Source organism: Aeromonas sp. s8 (assembly GCF_040907785.1).
Lineage (GTDB): Bacteria > Pseudomonadota > Gammaproteobacteria > Enterobacterales > Aeromonadaceae > Aeromonas > Aeromonas veronii.
Genome location: NZ_JBFOCL010000019.1, coordinates 108,643 through 124,925 on the forward strand (window position 1 = coordinate 108,643; position 16,283 = coordinate 124,925).

Sequence of the window (16,283 nt, forward strand, 5' to 3'; positions counted from 1 at the left end):
AAAGGAGTGTCCACGTTACTGCAACGGGCAGAAAACTTAAAGCTGTGGCACGGCCCAACCGATAAAGCGCTTGCGCAGGGCCGGATCGGCCTGGAGGAACAACTGCTGCAACTGCCCTTCCAGCTCGCTGGCAGCCACAACGGGTTGCCCCCTACCGGATAGCGTAGCCGTTGGTTGTGTAGTCACAGCGACGGCCGTCAGCGCCGCCTTGCCGCCGCTGCGGTTGTATTCAGCCAGTTTGCCGTTCCAATCCACCCCTAGCAGCATGCCGCTGGTCACCAGCGCATCCTGCTGGATAGCAAGCGCGCGGCCATTCTCCTGCAGCGCTACCACAGGAGCCTTGGCATACGCCTGCATCCCCCGCTCGTCTCCCGGTACGCTGGCCGTCAACTGCAAATGCTGATTGCTGCCCTGATAGCGCACCACCTGTGGCTCGGAGTGTACCTGCCGATCATTCTCGCTGCTGCTGCGACTGGGGATCACCCCCTCGAAGCGCACCAGCAGTTGCTGCTCGCCATCAGCCAGGGTGGCATGCTGCTCGTCCTGCAAGGTACCGTTGCTCACCGCGAGAATGCGGAAATTCTCCGGCACCTTCACGTCCACCATGGCCTGTACACTGCCTGCCCCCAAGACTGCACAGAGCAGCACAAACCCGGTCAACCCTCTATTACTCTTCATTCCCGCTGATCTTCCTGATGCCGATGATGGGCGCAGGGTAGCAGCCGAAGATGACAGAAAAATAACGCCGCTCAGAACAGGTAGTGGGGCCGCTCGGCAAACCACTGGGCCAGCACCTGCTTGAACAGCCGGATCTTGCGCGGCACCCGCCGCTGCTGGGCATGCAGTACATGGAGCTGATGCAGCCCGCTCTGCCATTCGTCGAGCACGGTCACTAGCTCTCCTGCCGTCAGCTGCGATTCCACCAGCATCAGCGGGCACTTGGCATAGCCCATACCGGCGCGCACCAGTTGCAACACGGTACTGTAGTGGTTGGCCCGCACCTTGCCTTGTACCAGAATGTGGGCCTCTTCCCCCTCACGGATAAAGTGCCACTGCTCCCAGGCCGGATTGTGCCCCTGCAACAGGCAGTTGCGCCCGCTCAGTTCATAGGGAGTGGCAGGATGCCCCTCTCGCGCCACCAGCGCGGGGCTGGCCACCACCACATCCTTGAGCCGACCGAGCGGCAGGGCTACCAGATTGTCCGGCACCTCGTTCATGGCGCGCAGGGCGATGTCGTTCTCCCCCTGACTCATGTCGACCATCTGGTTGGTGAAGTTGAGCTCGACTTCAACTCCGGGGCAGAGCGCGGCAAAGCTGGTCAGCAGCTCGCTCACCATGCGATCGCCGGTGCTGACCGGGCAGGTAAAGCGCAAGCGACCGCCATCCTCTTCGGTCAGCGCCTGAATATCCTGCTCCGCCTGCCGAGCCAGCGCGAAGATCTCCCCCGCCTGCCGGTAGAGGGTCTTGCCCGCCTCGGTCAGACTGAGGCGGCGGGTGGTGCGCTGCAACAGTTGTGCATTGAGGGAGGACTCCAGCGCGCTGACGTGGCGGCTTAGCATCCCCTTGCTCACTCCCAGCGTATCGGCAGCAGCCGAGAAACTGCCGCGCAGCACCACCTCGTAAAAGCTGGCCAGATGGGCGATATCCATCATTAGCTCCAATATGGAAACAATGGGTTTATTTTACGCGCTTTTTCGCATTTTCTGTTGCGCTAGAATCGATACATCCCAACCAGGAGTGATGCAGATGAAAATTGTGATTGTGGGTGCCTCCGGCACCGTCGGCTCCGCAGTCAGTGAACTGCTTGCCAAAGATCATCAGGTGATCCGGGTCGGCCACAGCCGTGGCGATGCCACGGTCGACATGCGCGATCCCGCCTCCATCAAGGCGCTGTTCGCCCAAGTGGGCCAGTTTGATGCACTGGTTGTCGCCAGCGGCAGCGTGGCCTTCAACGGCCTGACCGAGATGACCGACGAGCAGTGGCAGGTGGGACTGGAGAACAAGCTGATGGGCCAGATCAACCTGACCCGAGCCGCCATCCCCTATCTGACTGACAAGGGTTCCATCACTTTGATCAGCGGTATTCTGAGCGAGGAGCCGATCAACTGGGGGGTGAGCGCCAGCACCGTCAACGGCGCCATCGATCACTTTGTGAAAGCGGCCGCCTGCGAGCTGCCAAGGGGCATTCGCATCAACGTGGTGAGCCCCACCGTGCTGGCGGAGTCGATGGACAAATACGCCGACTTCTTCCCGGGGTTCGTGCCGGTGCCCGCCGCCAAGGTGGCGCAGGCTTACAAGAAGTCGGTGCTGGGCATCCAGACCGGCCAGGTGTTCAGGGTCAACGGCTGAGCGCCGCTCGCTTGCCGCCAGACCAGCAATAAAAACGGGCCCCGTAGCGGGGCCCGTCTGTTTCTCTGCCTATCTCCTTCGCTATCGGCAAACGTTTGTTTGTTGACGACAAAAAAGAGCGCAACCCTTAGTCGATCAGACCGTACTGGTCGCGTAGCACCTCGATGATCTCCTGCTTGGGATTGGCAGAACGCGCCAGCTTGTGGCCGATGATCTTCTCGGCGATCCCGACATAGGTGTTGGAGATATCCATCATCACTTCGGTAGGCAGCTTGTTGTCGCGGGCCAGGGCAAAACGTTCCGGCATACGGTTCTTGTTGAGCAGGATGTCCGGATCCGGGAAGTGGTTGAGCAGCCACTGACGGAAACCCTCTTTAGACTTCTCGACAATCTGACCGTCGCGTAGGGCCGCGCCATCCCAGATACGGGAGCTGTCGGGGGTGCCCACTTCGTCCATGTAGATGAGCTTTTCATTGCCCGCCGCATCGTGGACGTAACCAAACTCGAACTTGGTATCGACGAAGATCTGATCCAGCCCGGCCAGCGCGTCGCTGATGACGTTGAAGCCCTCTTTGAGCAGCACTTCGTAGCGGTCGATGTCGGCCGGCTTGCTGAAGTTGAAGCCCTTATAATGGCGCTCTATATCGGCACGGGAGACGTTGACGTCATCGGCTTCCGGCACGCCATCCAGCCCTTTCAACACGCCCTTGGTGGAGGGAGTGATGAGGATCTCCGGCAGTTTCTGATCCTTTTTCAGCCCTTCCGGCAGAGTGATGCCGCAGAACTCGCGCTCGCCATCCTTGTAGGCACGCCACATGGAGCCGGTGATGTACTGGCGGGCAATCGCCTCGATCATCACCGGACGGGCTTTTTGCACAATCCAGACAAAGGGGTGCGGAATATCCAGAATGTGGCTGTCGGCCAGTCCCTTCTCCTTGAACAGCTTGAACCAGTGGCTGGAGATGGCATTGAGCGCAGCCCCTTTGCCCGGTACGCCGTTCAGGCCATCCACACCTTGCCAGATGCAATCGAAGGCCGAGATGCGATCGCTGATCACCATGAGGGCGAGGGGCGCATCGGCCGGCACATCATAACCTTTCTCTTTTATGAGCCGGGCACTGTCTTCGGGGGTCAACCAGTAGACGCTGCGCACTTTGCCGGAATGGACAGGTTTATCGGTACGGATCGGTAAATCGTCATTCACCGCCAATACTTGATCTGCAAGACTCATGGCTAATAACACTTCCTGTTTGTGGGGGGTAAACATCGCGAGTCCCTCACCTGCGCGCCCTGTTTGTTTGCAACGGGCTGGCAAGGGGGCTCGCATCATCGAAAACCGCTCGGAATCCCCGCGTTTTCAGGGGGATTTTGATAACAAAACAGGGGCACAAGGCCCCTGTATTTATTCTGCTTTTGCTGCTGCCTGATCGGCCAGCCCCTTGGCGAACGCCTCGGACAGGCTGATATACATCTGGGAGATAACCCCGGACGATACCGGCTTCTTGTCCTTGTCGAACAGGGTGATGGAGGTCTTGCCTCCCGCCATTTCGCCAAGCTGGAAGCGGTATTTCTCCTCCTCCAGTTTGAACGGCTCGCTCCCTTTCGCCTTCCAGAACTCGGCACTCGGCTCTTCGTACTCGACGTCGATCCAGCCCAGAGACTGCTGGGTATCCTTGATGGTGAAACCGTAAGCGGGCAGTACCTGGTTGAGGCGACGCCACACCTGATCAAAGGAGCCTTCGGCAATCCAGGCGCTCAGTTCGTTGTTGTCCAGACCCAGTTGCAGACCCATGCCATCGTTGGACTTGTGCTGCTCGCGGGCTTTCAGCTGGCTGTCGTAATAGAGCGAGAACTGGTTCAGCACTCGCGCGGCATAGCGCTGGGCATCGGCAGGGGTCAGCTTGTTGCTGGTCTCGCCGTCGATGGTCTCTTCGTGATCCAGTACCCGGACCGACATGTTGACGGCGTGGCGCTGGGCATCGTTGCGCACGGTGAACTGGTAACGCTGACGAATTTTGAAGTCTTCGTCATCTTCACCCCAGCCATCGAGGGCGACCGTGTTGTCAAACCAGCCGGTCTGCAATACTCCATTCTGCTGATCCAGCTTCTCGGTGGTGACCTTGTATTTGGCCAGGAAGTTCATCAGGAACGACCAGGTATCGCGCTCCACGCTCTGGCTGGTGCTGAGGGCATAGAAGGCAACGGTCGGTTCGGTTGCGCTCTGCACGACCTGACTGCCCGGTACCACGGTCAGCAGCTGAGCGGGTGGGCGCACATCGACCTGGGCGCCGAGGGCACCTTCACGGCTGCTCTCGGGAAGCGGCGGGATATCGTACTGGCTGTTGAAGGTGGGGGCACTCAATCCTGCGGGGATCAAGAACGCGCGGCCCTCGAGGCGGGCATCTTCATAACCGAAGTCGCGGTTGGCCATTTTGCGATCCTGGGGGGTGCTGCAACCGGCCAAGACGGCAACAGTCGCAACGCTCAGCACCAGACGGGCTCTATTTCCCTTTCCATTAGATTTAAACACTCGCCATCAACTCCGCTGTGGTCAGTGCTCGCGCCATCAGCTGTTCGCCCTCGGGGGTGAGGTCAACCAGCGGCAGGCGCAAGGTGGCTGTTGCAATCAACCCCAGTTGGGCACAGGCCCATTTCACCGGGGTGGGGCTCGGTTCGCAGAACAGAGTCTTGTGCAACGGCATCAAGAGATTGTTGATGTCATGCGCCTGCCCGGCATCGCCGGCCAGCGCAGCACGACACATGTCGGCCATCTGGGCCGCTGCAATATTGGTGGTGACCGAAATCACGCCATCGCCACCTTGCAGCATAAAATCACAACCAGTGGCATCGTCGCCACTGTAGAGAGCAAACTCCGGCCCGCACAGCTCGCGCAGCAGCGGGGTACGGCTCAAATCGCCGGTTGCCTCTTTCAAACCGATAATGCCGGGAACCTTGGCCAGACGGGCCACGGTCTCCGGTTTGAGATCGCAACAGGTACGACCGGGCACATTATAAAGAATTTGGGGCAGACCACTAGCCTCGGCGATCGCACAATAGTGGCGATAGAGACCTTCCTGAGTGGGCTTGTTGTAGTAAGGAGTCACCGAGAGGCCCGCCACCACGCCGGTTTTGGCCAGTCGCTTTGCCAATTCAATGGCATGGGCAGTATTGTTGGAGCCGCAACCGGCGATGACGGGAATGCGTCCGGCGGCATACTCAACGGTCTTTTCAACGACGGCAATATGCTCCTGCTCGCTCAGGGTCACCGACTCCCCCGTGGTCCCCACCGCAACAATGGCGCTGGTCCCGGCGCTGACATGATAGTCGACCAGTTTGGCCAGACTGGCCCAATCGACTTCACCTGAAGCCAGCATGGGGGTAACGAGCGCAACAATACTACCGCGTAACATGGACTTTTCTCCCGATTTTCAGGGGCGTAATGGTAAAGCTGACCCCTTTGAAAAACAAGGGAGAGAGGGGGCAAGCCGTGATACCATCCGGAACAAAAAGTAATGGACGAAAGTCGGCAGCGTCCCTCAGGGAGTGGTCATCAGGGCCGGAGGGTGGCTTGCCAGCGCGGCTTTCGCAACGAAATAACGGACGAGAGAAGATTTATGACTCACTACCTGGTCGTAACGGCCATCGGCACGGACAGGCCTGGCATCGTCAATGAAGTGACCCGCCACGTCAGTGGCTGTGGTTGCAACATTGTAGACAGCCGCCTTGGCATCTTCGGCAATGAATTTACCTTTATCATGCTGCTCTCGGGCGACTGGAACAGCATGATGCAACTCGAAATCAGCCTGCCCCTGCGTAGCCAGGAGTGGGATCTCATCACCATGATGAAACGCACCGAGCGCCACCAGTCCCTGCAGTATGACGTCCGCGCCAGTGCCGACCTGTTGATCCGCGACGAGCCAGGCATCGTAAGCCAGTGCACCCAGTTCTTCAGCGAACATGGCTGGAACATTCAGGCGATGCAATCCATGACCCTGGAGCAGCAGCCGTTCAACCTGCTGAAGATCAGTTTTCAGCTCAATCTGGCTAGAGAAGGTGAAGTGGAAGGTTCGCAAACCGCCTTCGCCGAATTCTGTCGTCAACTGGGTGCCGAATCGTTCGAGTTTATCGTCAATCGCAAACACGCCTGAGGGCGTTTTACCCGAGGAGACCCCATGCAACCACTACAAGCTGGCAGCCCCGCCCCCGATTTCTCCCTGCCCGACCAGAATGGCAATCAGGTCAGCCTCGCTGGCCTGCGCGGCAAGAAAGTGCTGGTCTATTTCTACCCCAAGGCGATGACCCCCGGCTGCACCACCCAGGCCTGCAGCCTGCGCGATGTGAACGCCGAGCTGGCCGCCCTCAATGTGGTGGTGCTTGGCATCAGCCCGGATCCGGCCAAACGGCTGAAAAAGTTCGAAGAGCGGGACCAGCTCAACTTCACCCTGCTGGCTGATGAAGACCACGCTGTCGCCGATGCCTTTGGCGTCTGGGGCCCGAAGAAGTTCATGGGCAAGGAGTATGACGGCATTCACCGTCAGAGCTTCCTGATCGATGAAGAGGGCAAGATTGCCCACCACTTCGACAAGTTCAAAACCAGCGGTCACCACCAGGTGGTACTGGATTTCCTCAAGGGATAACCCTCCCCTGCGTCATTGAAAGGCCTGCCATGCAGGCCTTTTTTGTCTGGTCAGCCGCCCCTTGCCAACGGATTTTTCTCACCAACTCCCCCGCCCAGATCAAAAAATTCATTTTATATATGGGTTAACGTGACCCCAGAATCATCTTCCAGCGAGATATCCCATGAACATGAGCAACACTGAGCGTTTGATCCTGAGCAACCAGTACGAAATTCTGGCGAAACTCAACCCGGAGAAAGCGGACGTCTACCAGCGCGCCAGCACCATCATCGAGCGCGGCTACTGCCTGCAGATCCTCGAGCTGGAGAAGAGCTTCGGCCATCTGGATCTGGCGACCTGCCAGGAGGTGATCGACACCCTTGAGCTGCACCACGCACTGGCCATCTCATGGGGTAATCTGGATGCCGCCGATCAGGGCGAGATCAATGCCAGTCGGCTGGAGTTCAACGGCTACAGCCGCAGCCAGGAGCGTGAACTGGCTGACTACGTCTGCTTCCTGCTGGAGGTGGACAAGCGCTTCCCCGAGCTCAAGTGCCCGTGCGACGAGCTCTCCAGCGACATCGCCATGCGCGACAAATACCAGCGGATGCTGCAGGTGTGGCGTCAGTGCCCGCGTCAGTACAAGCTCTCCATACAAGAGATCCGCAAAGTGCTGGCTGCCTGATGGCAGGCCACCAGACAACAAAAAGGCGCCACTGGCGCCTTTTTGTATCTGAAACGGGTTATTCGTAGAGAAAGGATTTATCGAGCTGCTGGAAGGCGGCCTTGAGGGTATCGGCCAATTCTTCATAGCGCGGTTGTGACACCAGCTGACGACGGCCACCCTGCTCGTTCATCTTGCCGTTGATCTCCCGATACCAGCTCGCCAGCGACGGGGGTAAGCGGGTGTCGGCACGCTGGCCGAGCCAGTAGTAACCCTGCAGCGGCAAACTGAGCAAAAACAGCACCGAGGTGATGACGGAAGGCCAGTAGTGCAGCTCGCCAAACTGGAACTGCAGCATCACGCTCAGCACCGCCAGCGCGGGAATCACCTTGAGGGCGAACTCAGTCGCCTTGATCACCCGATTTTCAGGAAACATCGAATTGAGCTCGGGACGGCGCGGCCAAAGCGTCATATAATGGCGGCCTTGCTGTAACTTAGTTCCAAAAATGTTCATGCTCATACTACCTCCGAGCGCTTTTTGAACGTACTAACGGCAAAACCTCGACAAAATTTGATGCAAAGTAACAAAGGTTGAGGATGACTTTGTTATTTTTCAACAATCGGGTTATCCTTTGTACGCCCATTTTTGCGTCAAAAGCTTCTTGCTATTGACCTGTCAGGGACGTCTGGATTTCGGGTCTTGTATCACTATACAAGGGGCAAGCAACAGATTGCCAACCCTCATAAGGATAAGTTGAAAGTTTTTGGCCGCACCGCGTCCAACGCATCCGCCTACACAACCCAATCTGCGATAGGATTTATTCATGAGTAAGCTGGTTCTTGTTCTTAACTGTGGCAGCTCTTCCCTGAAGTTTGCCGTCATTGACGCAACCACCGGTGATGACCTGCTGTCCGGCCTGGCCGAGTGCTTCAACCTCGACGACGCCCGCATCAAGTGGAAACTGAATGGCGAGAAAGGCAGTGCCGATCTGGGCGCGGGTGCCGCTCACCAGGAAGCGCTGGACTTCATCGTCAACAAGATCCTGCCGCTCAATCCGGAACTGTCCAAGAACCTGATCGCCATCGGTCACCGTGTTGTTCACGGTGGCGAGCGCTTCACCTCTTCCGTTGTCATCTGCGAAGACGTGATCGCCGGCATCGAAGCCGCCGTTCCGTACGCACCGCTGCACAACCCGGCTCACCTGATCGGTATCCGTGAAGCTCGCCGCGTATTCCCGGCGCTGGCTGACAAGAACGTGGCCGTATTCGATACCGCGTTCCACCAGACCATGCCGGAAGAAGCCTTCCTGTACGCCCTGCCGTACAAACTCTACAAAGAGAACGGCATCCGTCGCTACGGCGCTCACGGCACCAGCCACTACTACATCAGCCTGGAGGCTGCCAAGCAGCTGAACAAGCCGGTTGAAGAGCTGAACATCATCAACTGCCACCTGGGCAACGGCGGTTCCGTCTGCGCCATCAAGAACGGCAAATCTGTTGATACCTCCATGGGTCTGACCCCGCTGGAAGGCCTGGTGATGGGTACCCGCTCAGGCGATCTGGACCCGGCCATCATCTTCTTCCTGCACGACAAGCTGGGCATGAGCGTTGCTGATATCAACACCATGCTGACCAAAGAGTCCGGCCTGCAGGGTCTGACCGAAGTGACCTCCGACTGCCGTTTTGTTGAAGACAACTACGACAGCAAAGAAGAAGCCAAGCGTGCTATGGACGTTTACTGCTATCGCCTGGCCAAGTACATCGGCGCCTACGCTGCCGCCATGGACGGTCGTCTGGACGCCGTTGTTTTCACCGGTGGTATCGGTGAAAACTCCGCCCCGATCCGTGAAATCACCCTGAACAAGCTGGGTCTGCTGGGCTTTGACGTCGATCACGACGCCAACCTGAAGGCTCGTTTCGGCAAGGGTGGCGAGATCACCAAGGCTGGTTCTACCAAGGCCCTGGTTATCCCGACCAACGAAGAGTGGGTTATCGCCCACGACGCGCTGGAACTGGTCGGCGCTTAATTGACGCAGTAACTCGAGGCCGCCCACAGGGCGGCCTTTTCCTGATCCCAAAAAATGAACAAGGGGTATAAAGTGGCACGCACTATTATGCTTATCCCGGTCGGCACTGGTGTCGGCGTAACTTCCGTGAGTCTTGGCGTTGTTCGCGCCATGGAGCGTCACGGTGTCAATGTCAGCTTCTTCAAACCGGTTGCCCAGCCGCGTCCGGGTGAAACCGGTGCCGAGCGCTCAACCGCCGTTATCCGCGCTGCTGCCAACATCAATCCGCCCGAGCCCTTCACCCTCTCCTACGCCGAGAACATGATCAGCTCCAGCAACACCGACATCCTGCTGGAAGAGATCGTTGCCCGCTTCGAAGAGCACGTGAAATCCAGTGGTGCCGAAGTGCTGGTTGTCGAAGGTATGGTGCCGACCGACAAGCAGCCCTTTGCCAACAAGCTGAACTACGACGTCGCCAAGGCGCTGGACGCTGACATGGTATTCGTGACCCACCCGGGCCATGACTCCAGCCAGAAGCTGAAAGAGCGCATTGAGCTGGCCTGCTCCAACTTCGGTGGTGTCAACAACCCCCGTATCGTTGGTTGCGTAATCAACAAGGTTGGCGCACCGGTTGACGAGCATGGCGTAACCCGCCCTGACCTGACCGAGATGTTCGAAGCCCATCACCACGCTTCTGACGCTGCCCACAACCTGGAAGTGCTGCAAGTGTTTGGCAAGAGCCCGCTGCGCATCCTGGGTTGCATCCCCTGGAACACCCAGCTGATCGCCCCGCGCGCCAAGGATCTCGCCAAGCATCTGGCTGCCAAGATCCTGCACAAGGGTGAGCTGGACAGCCGCCGCCTGCAGACCGTGACCTTCTGTGCCCGCTCCATCCACAACATGGTTGAGCACTTCCGTCCGGGCAGCCTGCTGGTGACCTCCGGCGACCGCTCTGACGTTATCGTCTCCGCCTGCCTCTCCGCCATGAACGGCGTCAAGCTGGGCGCCCTGCTGCTGACCGGTAACTATCATCCGGAGCCGCAGGTCATGGCGCTGTGCCAACAGGCCATGGCCACCGGCCTGCCGATCATGATGACCGGTACCAACACCTGGCAGACCGCCGTCAGCCTGCAGAACTTCAACGTCGATATTCCGGAAGATGACCGCGAGCGTATCGAGCTGGTACAGGACTACGTCGCTGGCCACATCGACAAGCACTGGATCGAGTCGCTGACTGTCAGTTCTACCCGTTCCCGTCGTCTGAGCCCGCCGGCGTTCCGTTATCAGCTGACCGAGCTGGCCCGTCAGGCCAACAAGCGTGTCGTGCTGCCGGAAGGCGACGAGCCGCGCACCATCAAGGCTGCAGCCATCTGTGCCGAGCGTGGCATTGCCCGTCCGGTGCTGCTGGGTAACCCGGAAGAGATCCGTCGTGTTGCCGAACAGCAGGGTGTGGTTCTGACCGATCGCGTCGAGATCATCGATCCGGCCGTTGTACGCGAGCGCTATGTGCCGCGTCTGGTCGAGCTGCGCAAGAACAAGGGCATGACCGAAGTGGTTGCCCGCGAGCAGCTGGAAGACAACGTGGTACTGGGTACCATGATGCTGGAACGCAACGAAGTTGACGGCCTGGTATCCGGCGCGGTGCACACCACTGCCAACACCATCCGTCCGCCGATGCAGATCATCAAGACCGCTCCGGGCTCTTCCCTGATCTCCTCCATCTTCTTCATGCTGCTGCCTGACCAGGTGCTGGTCTACGGTGACTGCGCGATCAACCCGGATCCGACTGCCGAGCAGCTGGCCGAGATCGCCATCCAGTCCGCCGACTCTGCTGCCGCGTTCGGCATCGAGCCGCGCGTCGCCATGATCTCCTACTCCACCGGTACCTCTGGCGCTGGTGCCGATGTAGAGAAAGTGCGTGAAGCGACCGAGCTGGCCAAAGCCAAGCGCCCCGACCTCATCATCGACGGCCCGCTGCAGTACGACGCGGCCATCATGGAGAACGTGGCCAAGTCCAAGGCACCGAACTCACCGGTTGCCGGTAAAGCTACCGTGTTCGTCTTCCCTGACCTGAATACCGGTAACACCACCTACAAGGCGGTGCAGCGTTCCGCTGACCTGGTCTCCATCGGCCCGATGCTGCAAGGCATGCGTAAGCCGGTCAACGACCTCTCCCGTGGCGCCCTGGTTGACGACATCGTCTACACCATCGCCCTGACCGGTATCCAGGCTGCCCAGGCTGACGAACAAGCCTAATCAGTGCCTGTCTGAAAAAACCGATCACAAAGGCTGCTCACCCCAGGTGAGCAGCCTTTTTTATTGGTTCTCTTTTGAAGACCAGTGAAACATGCCATCAGTGCAGTGTTGCACAGAATAATGCAATGTGATGTGCCAGAAATGTCTCGAGCGTAGCGCCGCGGGAAAGCGTGCCCACCACCTTTATGATGCATCTAAAATAGATTCAAGATCATACGGTTGGATTTATGAGGGCATTCGTAGTGAAGCGCTTATAGCAAATATTTCGCCATCGGCATGAGGATTTGACCTGTTAGAAATAGCAGTGAAAAAGACCCGTTCGATACGCTATTCATCAATGTGCCACTCGGCAATATCCACATCATGGAGGAATGGAAATGCTGATGAAGAAGCTCTCTGCTGTCATGCTGCTGGCCTGCTTGCCCCTGTTCAGCCAACCCGTGCTGGCCGCAGATAAGGCAACGCCCAAACCAACAACCACGACCGCGGTCGCCAAGGAGTCCGGCAAGCTGAATATCAATACGGCCACCCTTGCCGAACTCACCAGCCTGAAAGGGATTGGTGACAAGAAGGCACAAGCCATCGTCGACTATCGGGAAAAACAGGGAAAGTTCACCTCGGTCGATCAGCTGGCAGATGTCAATGGCATTGGCCCGGCCACGCTGGAAGCCAACCGTGACATGATCATCGTCAAATAACGTCCGAGCTCTGCATATACGAATGGGGTAGCCTGTGGCTGCCCCATTTTTCTTGGAGTATCATGGCCGCACTTTAATCCCGCTGGATAGTTTTCCATGAAAAAGACTCCTCTGACAGTTCGCAAGGCCGTGCTCCCGGTAGCCGGTCTGGGTACCCGTATGCTGCCAGCCACCAAGGCCATCCCGAAAGAGATGTTGCCGGTGGTCGACAAACCGCTGATCCAGTACGTAGTGCGCGAAGCCATCGCCGCCGGGATCAAGGAGATCGTGCTGGTCACCCACTCGAGCAAGAACTCCATCGAAAACCACTTCGACAAGAGTTTCGAACTGGAGGCGACCCTCGAGAAGCGAGTCAAGCGTCAGCTGCTGGAAGAGGTGCAACAGATCTGCCCGAAAGACGTCACCATCATGCACGTCCGCCAGGGGGAGGCCAAAGGTCTGGGCCACGCTGTGTTGTGTGCCCGTCCGCTGATCGGTGACAACCCGTTTGCCGTGCTGCTGCCGGATGTGCTGATCGACGACGTTGCCAGCAACCCCAAGCAGGACAACCTGGCCGAGATGGTGCACATGTACGAAGAGAACCAGATCAGCCAGATCATGGTGGAAGCGGTTCCGGAGAGCGAAGTGGACAAGTATGGCATCGCCGACATCAAGGGCGAGGCCCTGAGCGAGGGGATGTCCCTGCCGATGCAGGCCATTGTCGAGAAGCCGCCCCGTGACGAAGCCCCCTCCAATCTGGCGGTGGTGGGTCGTTACGTCCTCTCCTCCAATATCTGGCCGCTGCTGGAGAAGACCCCGGCCGGTGCCGGTGACGAGATCCAGCTGACCGATGCCATCGCCATGCTGATGGAGCAGGAGCAGGTCAACGCCTACTTCATGAAGGGCAAGAGCCACGATTGCGGCAGCAAGCTGGGCTACATGAAAGCCAATGTGGAATATGGTGTGCGCCATCACGAGCTGAATGGTGAATTCATCGGCTGGCTGAAGCAGTTCGTCAAGCAGTTGTAATCGCTGATAAATCTGTTTTTTATAGACGTATTTAAGGGGCATCAAATGATGCTCCTTTTTCATTTTTGCAACAAAAAATCAATCAAGAGTAAATAAACTCTCAGCAAATCATAATGTTGTAATTTATTCACACATGCTCTATAAGGATTGAGGCGTGTTTCTCGCCCTTGCATAAAAAACTCAAAAAAATATAAGACACAGGTGGAAGTTCCAATGAATAACCCGTCAAAAGGGACCTTTTTAGGTCACCCTAAAGGGCTTTTTTTGCTCTTTAGTACCGAACTGTGGGAGAGATTCTCCTATTACGGCATGCGTGCCGTACTGGTGCTCTATCTGACCGACCTGACTGCCAATGGCGGTCTGGGCTGGAGTCAGGCAGATGCCCTCAAACTCTACGGTATCTATACCGGTCTGGTTTATATCACTCCGCTGATCGGCGGCTGGCTGGCTGACACCTTCCTGGGTCAACGTCGCGCCATCCTGATTGGTGCCGTGCTGATGGCCGCAGGTCAGTTCACTCTGGCACTGCCCCACGCCATGTTCCCGGATATGGTCAACACCATGTTCTACGCGGGCCTCGCGCTGCTGATCGTGGGTAACGGCCTGTTCAAACCGAACATCTCCACCATGGTGGGTGACCTCTATGAAGAGGGCGATCACCGCCGTGATGGTGCTTTCACCATCTTCTACATGGGTATCAACCTGGGTTCCCTGCTGGCAGGCGTGATCTGTGGTGCTGCCGCTACGGCCTACGGCTGGCAAGCAGCCTTCGTCGGCGCCGGTATCGGTATGCTGCTCTCTCTGGTGATCCAGGCCACCATGGCCCAGCGTTTCCTGGGTGACATAGGTCGCGTCACTGCCGCCCAGCGCGCAGCCGCCCTGCGTACTACCGAGCAGAAAGCACCGCTGACCAAGCAGGAAGTGGATCGCATCAAGGTTATTCTGGTACTGGGTCTGTTCACCATCATCTTCTGGGCCGGTTTCGAGCAGGCTGGTGGTCTGATGAACCTCTACACCCAGGAGTATACCGACCGCATGATCGGCAGCTTCGAAGTGCCGACCGCCTGGTTCCAGTCCCTGAACCCCTTCTTCATCATCACTCTGGCACCGGTCGTTGCGGCCATCTGGATCAAGCTCGGCAAGAAAGAGCCGAACTCTCCGGTGAAATTCGCCATGGGTCTGCTGTTCCTGGCTATCGGCTTCCTGTTCATGGTCGGTGCCGTGCTGCAGCAGGGTGGTGACAACACCGTCAAGACCTCCATGTTCTGGCTGGTTGGCGCATACCTGTTCCACACCCTGGGCGAGCTCTGCCTCTCCCCGATCGGCCTCTCCATGGTGACCAAACTGGCTCCGCTGCGTCTGGCTTCCCTGATGATGGGTGCCTGGTTTGGCTTCGTTGCCCTGGCTAACTACGCTGCGGGCTTTATCGGCTCCTTCGTGGGTGAAGCCGGTCCGATCGCCATCTTCGGTGGCATCGCCCTGGCTGCAGTACTGAGCGCCCTGATCCTGCTGACCATGGCCAACCGTCTGGTTTACTGGATGCACGGTGCCGAAGGCCCGGCCAAAGAGCCGCAAGCTCAAGAGAAGAAACTGCAATCCGCCACCGTCTAAACGGTCAGGATTGTAAACAATAAACAGGGCGCCCATCGGCGCCCTGTTTGTTTTAGCTTATTGTCATGCGGCATCAGTGATGACGAACCTGCACATCCAGCGAGCCGCCGCTGTCGCTGCGAAACTGCAGGGCGAACGGTTCATGCCAGCTGCGTTTGTGCAGGGCGTAGTGGCTACTGCGCATCAGGCCAAGGGGCAAGCCGCCGGAGCGCATCAACCAGTGGGGAGAGGTGAGCCCGGCGTTGGCAAACACCAACCCATCATGCTGATCAAACAGCAGCGCCGCCATGGCAAAAGAGTGGCGAAGCCCGGATGCCATCAACTGATGGTTGAGGTAGTCGAGCAACCGGTGCGGCTGGCTCAGCAACCGGCTCTCGTTCTGCTGAAACTGGCGGTAGGGGACATTCATCAAGGATCGCACCAGCGCACCACAAAATGCCGCATCCGCCCCCATGATCGGCAGCTCCATCACCAGCACCAGCAGCTTGTCTTCCACCTTGAAGGTATCGGGAATAAACAACTGCCCCAGCCCCTTGAACGTGACCTGCCAGGGGCCCCACTCCTGCAAGCCCGGCGGCTTGAGCCCCGCCAGCAGGCGGCTGGCTGCCTTGTCGTGGGCACTGAAATAGTCGATGTGATCCATCAGCTCCAGTTGTTGCGCCCGGTTGGCGCTGCCGTTGAGACACTGTTCGATACTGCGCTCGACCAGCGCGTAATCCTCGAGGGGTTTGAGCAGATAGTCCCGCGCACCGGCACGCAAGGCACTGGCGACCGCCTCCATGGTGCTCTGGGCCGAAATGACGATAACCGGAATATGGGGATAGCGCGCAGAGAGGCAGGCGATCACCTCGTGGCCATCCATATTGGGCATATTGAGATCGCAGAGCACCACATCGGGATGGTAGAGGGCCGCCGCCGATAGCCCCTCAATACCATCTTCGGCCTGAAAGACCGTTGCCCCGTCACGTGCGAGGTAACTCACTAACGAGTGGCGAAAAACGGCCTCGTCCTCCACCACCAGGATCCGTAGCCCGGCTTTTGACATCTTGATAAAGCTCTTATTAGTCAATTGGTT

16 protein-coding genes are annotated in these 16,283 nt (G+C 58.1%); 9 read left to right on the top strand and 7 right to left on the bottom strand.

The window, feature by feature from the left end; translation table 11 throughout:
* Nucleotides 1-36 precede the first annotated feature (36 nt).
* Both AB5Y86_RS07095 and AB5Y86_RS07100 read right to left on the bottom strand, forming a co-directional pair.
* Entirely contained in the window at nucleotides 37-678 is a 642-nt protein-coding gene (locus tag AB5Y86_RS07095; RefSeq protein ID WP_252656836.1) for a DUF2057 domain-containing protein, read from the bottom strand.
* A gap of 71 nt (nucleotides 679-749) precedes the next feature.
* Nucleotides 750-1,649 carry a LysR family transcriptional regulator gene (locus AB5Y86_RS07100; RefSeq protein ID WP_368192493.1) on the bottom strand — a complete coding sequence of 300 codons (900 nt, stop codon included), beginning with the start codon at nucleotides 1,647-1,649 and terminating at the stop codon, nucleotides 750-752.
* 97 nt (nucleotides 1,650-1,746) lie between these two features.
* Here AB5Y86_RS07100 and AB5Y86_RS07105 point away from each other — a divergent pair, with 97 nt between their 5' ends.
* Entirely contained in the window at nucleotides 1,747-2,349 is a 603-nt protein-coding gene (locus AB5Y86_RS07105; protein ID WP_368192474.1) for a short chain dehydrogenase, read from the top strand.
* Between the two features lie 127 nt (nucleotides 2,350-2,476).
* Here the strand turns inward: AB5Y86_RS07105 and AB5Y86_RS07110 are convergent, their stop codons facing one another.
* The 3 genes from AB5Y86_RS07110 to dapA all read right to left on the bottom strand — a co-directional run bounded on the left by AB5Y86_RS07110 (nucleotide 2,477) and on the right by dapA (nucleotide 5,759).
* Nucleotides 2,477-3,580: a phosphoribosylaminoimidazolesuccinocarboxamide synthase gene (locus AB5Y86_RS07110; RefSeq protein ID WP_040065098.1), complete on the bottom strand. Its 1,104-nt coding sequence runs from the start codon at nucleotides 3,578-3,580 to the stop codon at nucleotides 2,477-2,479.
* Nucleotides 3,581-3,751: 171 nt separating this feature from the next.
* Nucleotides 3,752-4,879 (bottom strand): outer membrane protein assembly factor BamC, encoded by a 1,128-nt coding sequence (bamC, locus tag AB5Y86_RS07115; protein ID WP_368192475.1) that lies wholly within the window; start codon nucleotides 4,877-4,879, stop codon nucleotides 3,752-3,754.
* The gene (gene dapA / locus AB5Y86_RS07120; RefSeq protein WP_005349232.1) at nucleotides 4,872-5,759 is read right to left on the bottom strand and encodes a 4-hydroxy-tetrahydrodipicolinate synthase; all 888 of its coding nucleotides are present in this window, start codon (nucleotides 5,757-5,759) and stop codon (nucleotides 4,872-4,874) included. Before dapA ends, bamC begins: the two co-directional genes overlap by 8 nt.
* A 204-nt stretch (nucleotides 5,760-5,963) precedes the next feature.
* On the opposite strand from dapA, the gene AB5Y86_RS07125 reads away from it, so the two are divergent.
* From AB5Y86_RS07125 to AB5Y86_RS07135, 3 genes are all read left to right on the top strand, one after another.
* Nucleotides 5,964-6,497: a glycine cleavage system protein R gene (locus AB5Y86_RS07125; protein ID WP_005349229.1), complete on the top strand. Its 534-nt coding sequence runs from the start codon at nucleotides 5,964-5,966 to the stop codon at nucleotides 6,495-6,497.
* Nucleotides 6,498-6,521: 24 nt separating this feature from the next.
* Nucleotides 6,522-6,986 (top strand): thioredoxin-dependent thiol peroxidase, encoded by a 465-nt coding sequence (gene bcp, locus AB5Y86_RS07130; RefSeq protein WP_204382183.1) that lies wholly within the window; start codon nucleotides 6,522-6,524, stop codon nucleotides 6,984-6,986.
* Between the two features lie 163 nt (nucleotides 6,987-7,149).
* The gene (locus AB5Y86_RS07135) at nucleotides 7,150-7,650 is read left to right on the top strand and encodes a YfbU family protein (RefSeq protein WP_005341125.1); all 501 of its coding nucleotides are present in this window, start codon (nucleotides 7,150-7,152) and stop codon (nucleotides 7,648-7,650) included.
* Between the two features lie 58 nt (nucleotides 7,651-7,708).
* Here AB5Y86_RS07135 and yfbV read toward each other — a convergent pair whose 3' ends face one another.
* A complete protein-coding gene (gene yfbV / locus AB5Y86_RS07140) occupies nucleotides 7,709-8,149 on the bottom strand; it encodes a terminus macrodomain insulation protein YfbV (RefSeq protein WP_005339116.1) in 441 nt (146 codons plus the stop codon).
* Between the two features lie 304 nt (nucleotides 8,150-8,453).
* Between yfbV and AB5Y86_RS07145 the strand changes: the two genes are divergently transcribed.
* The 5 genes from AB5Y86_RS07145 to AB5Y86_RS07165 all read left to right on the top strand — a co-directional run bounded on the left by AB5Y86_RS07145 (nucleotide 8,454) and on the right by AB5Y86_RS07165 (nucleotide 15,208).
* Nucleotides 8,454-9,656, top strand: a complete 1,203-nt coding sequence (locus AB5Y86_RS07145) for an acetate kinase (protein ID WP_005349210.1) — start codon at nucleotides 8,454-8,456, stop codon at nucleotides 9,654-9,656.
* Nucleotides 9,657-9,710: 54 nt separating this feature from the next.
* A complete protein-coding gene (gene pta, locus AB5Y86_RS07150; RefSeq protein WP_005339119.1) occupies nucleotides 9,711-11,891 on the top strand; it encodes a phosphate acetyltransferase in 2,181 nt (726 codons plus the stop codon).
* A gap of 377 nt (nucleotides 11,892-12,268) precedes the next feature.
* Complete coding sequence (locus AB5Y86_RS07155) at nucleotides 12,269-12,589, top strand: ComEA family DNA-binding protein (protein WP_368192476.1); 321 nt, start codon at nucleotides 12,269-12,271, stop codon at nucleotides 12,587-12,589.
* Nucleotides 12,590-12,685: 96 nt separating this feature from the next.
* Nucleotides 12,686-13,597, top strand: a complete 912-nt coding sequence (gene galU, locus AB5Y86_RS07160) for a UTP--glucose-1-phosphate uridylyltransferase GalU (RefSeq protein ID WP_115521678.1) — start codon at nucleotides 12,686-12,688, stop codon at nucleotides 13,595-13,597.
* Nucleotides 13,598-13,810: 213 nt separating this feature from the next.
* On the top strand, nucleotides 13,811-15,208 hold the full coding sequence (locus tag AB5Y86_RS07165; RefSeq protein WP_021231963.1) for a peptide MFS transporter: 1,398 nt from the start codon (nucleotides 13,811-13,813) through the stop codon (nucleotides 15,206-15,208).
* 73 nt (nucleotides 15,209-15,281) lie between these two features.
* Here the strand turns inward: AB5Y86_RS07165 and AB5Y86_RS07170 are convergent, their stop codons facing one another.
* The gene (locus tag AB5Y86_RS07170) at nucleotides 15,282-16,253 is read right to left on the bottom strand and encodes a response regulator (RefSeq protein ID WP_103250458.1); all 972 of its coding nucleotides are present in this window, start codon (nucleotides 16,251-16,253) and stop codon (nucleotides 15,282-15,284) included.
* Between the last annotated feature and the right edge of the window lie 30 nt (nucleotides 16,254-16,283).

Coding starts and splice junctions, on each gene's coding strand:
- AB5Y86_RS07110 (WP_040065098.1), bottom strand. CDS start 3,580: ATGAGTCTTGCAGATCAAGTATTGGCGGTGAATGACGATTTACCGATC.
- AB5Y86_RS07125 (WP_005349229.1), top strand. CDS start 5,964: ATGACTCACTACCTGGTCGTAACGGCCATCGGCACGGACAGGCCTGGC.
- AB5Y86_RS07170 (WP_103250458.1), bottom strand. CDS start 16,253: ATGTCAAAAGCCGGGCTACGGATCCTGGTGGTGGAGGACGAGGCCGTT.
- galU (WP_115521678.1), top strand. CDS start 12,686: ATGAAAAAGACTCCTCTGACAGTTCGCAAGGCCGTGCTCCCGGTAGCC.
- AB5Y86_RS07145 (WP_005349210.1), top strand. CDS start 8,454: ATGAGTAAGCTGGTTCTTGTTCTTAACTGTGGCAGCTCTTCCCTGAAG.
- AB5Y86_RS07100 (WP_368192493.1), bottom strand. CDS start 1,649: ATGGATATCGCCCATCTGGCCAGCTTTTACGAGGTGGTGCTGCGCGGC.
- AB5Y86_RS07095 (WP_252656836.1), bottom strand. CDS start 678: ATGAAGAGTAATAGAGGGTTGACCGGGTTTGTGCTGCTCTGTGCAGTC.
- AB5Y86_RS07105 (WP_368192474.1), top strand. CDS start 1,747: ATGAAAATTGTGATTGTGGGTGCCTCCGGCACCGTCGGCTCCGCAGTC.
- dapA (WP_005349232.1), bottom strand. CDS start 5,759: ATGTTACGCGGTAGTATTGTTGCGCTCGTTACCCCCATGCTGGCTTCA.
- AB5Y86_RS07135 (WP_005341125.1), top strand. CDS start 7,150: ATGAACATGAGCAACACTGAGCGTTTGATCCTGAGCAACCAGTACGAA.
- AB5Y86_RS07165 (WP_021231963.1), top strand. CDS start 13,811: ATGAATAACCCGTCAAAAGGGACCTTTTTAGGTCACCCTAAAGGGCTT.
- yfbV (WP_005339116.1), bottom strand. CDS start 8,149: ATGAGCATGAACATTTTTGGAACTAAGTTACAGCAAGGCCGCCATTAT.
- pta (WP_005339119.1), top strand. CDS start 9,711: ATGAACAAGGGGTATAAAGTGGCACGCACTATTATGCTTATCCCGGTC.
- AB5Y86_RS07155 (WP_368192476.1), top strand. CDS start 12,269: ATGCTGATGAAGAAGCTCTCTGCTGTCATGCTGCTGGCCTGCTTGCCC.
- bcp (WP_204382183.1), top strand. CDS start 6,522: ATGCAACCACTACAAGCTGGCAGCCCCGCCCCCGATTTCTCCCTGCCC.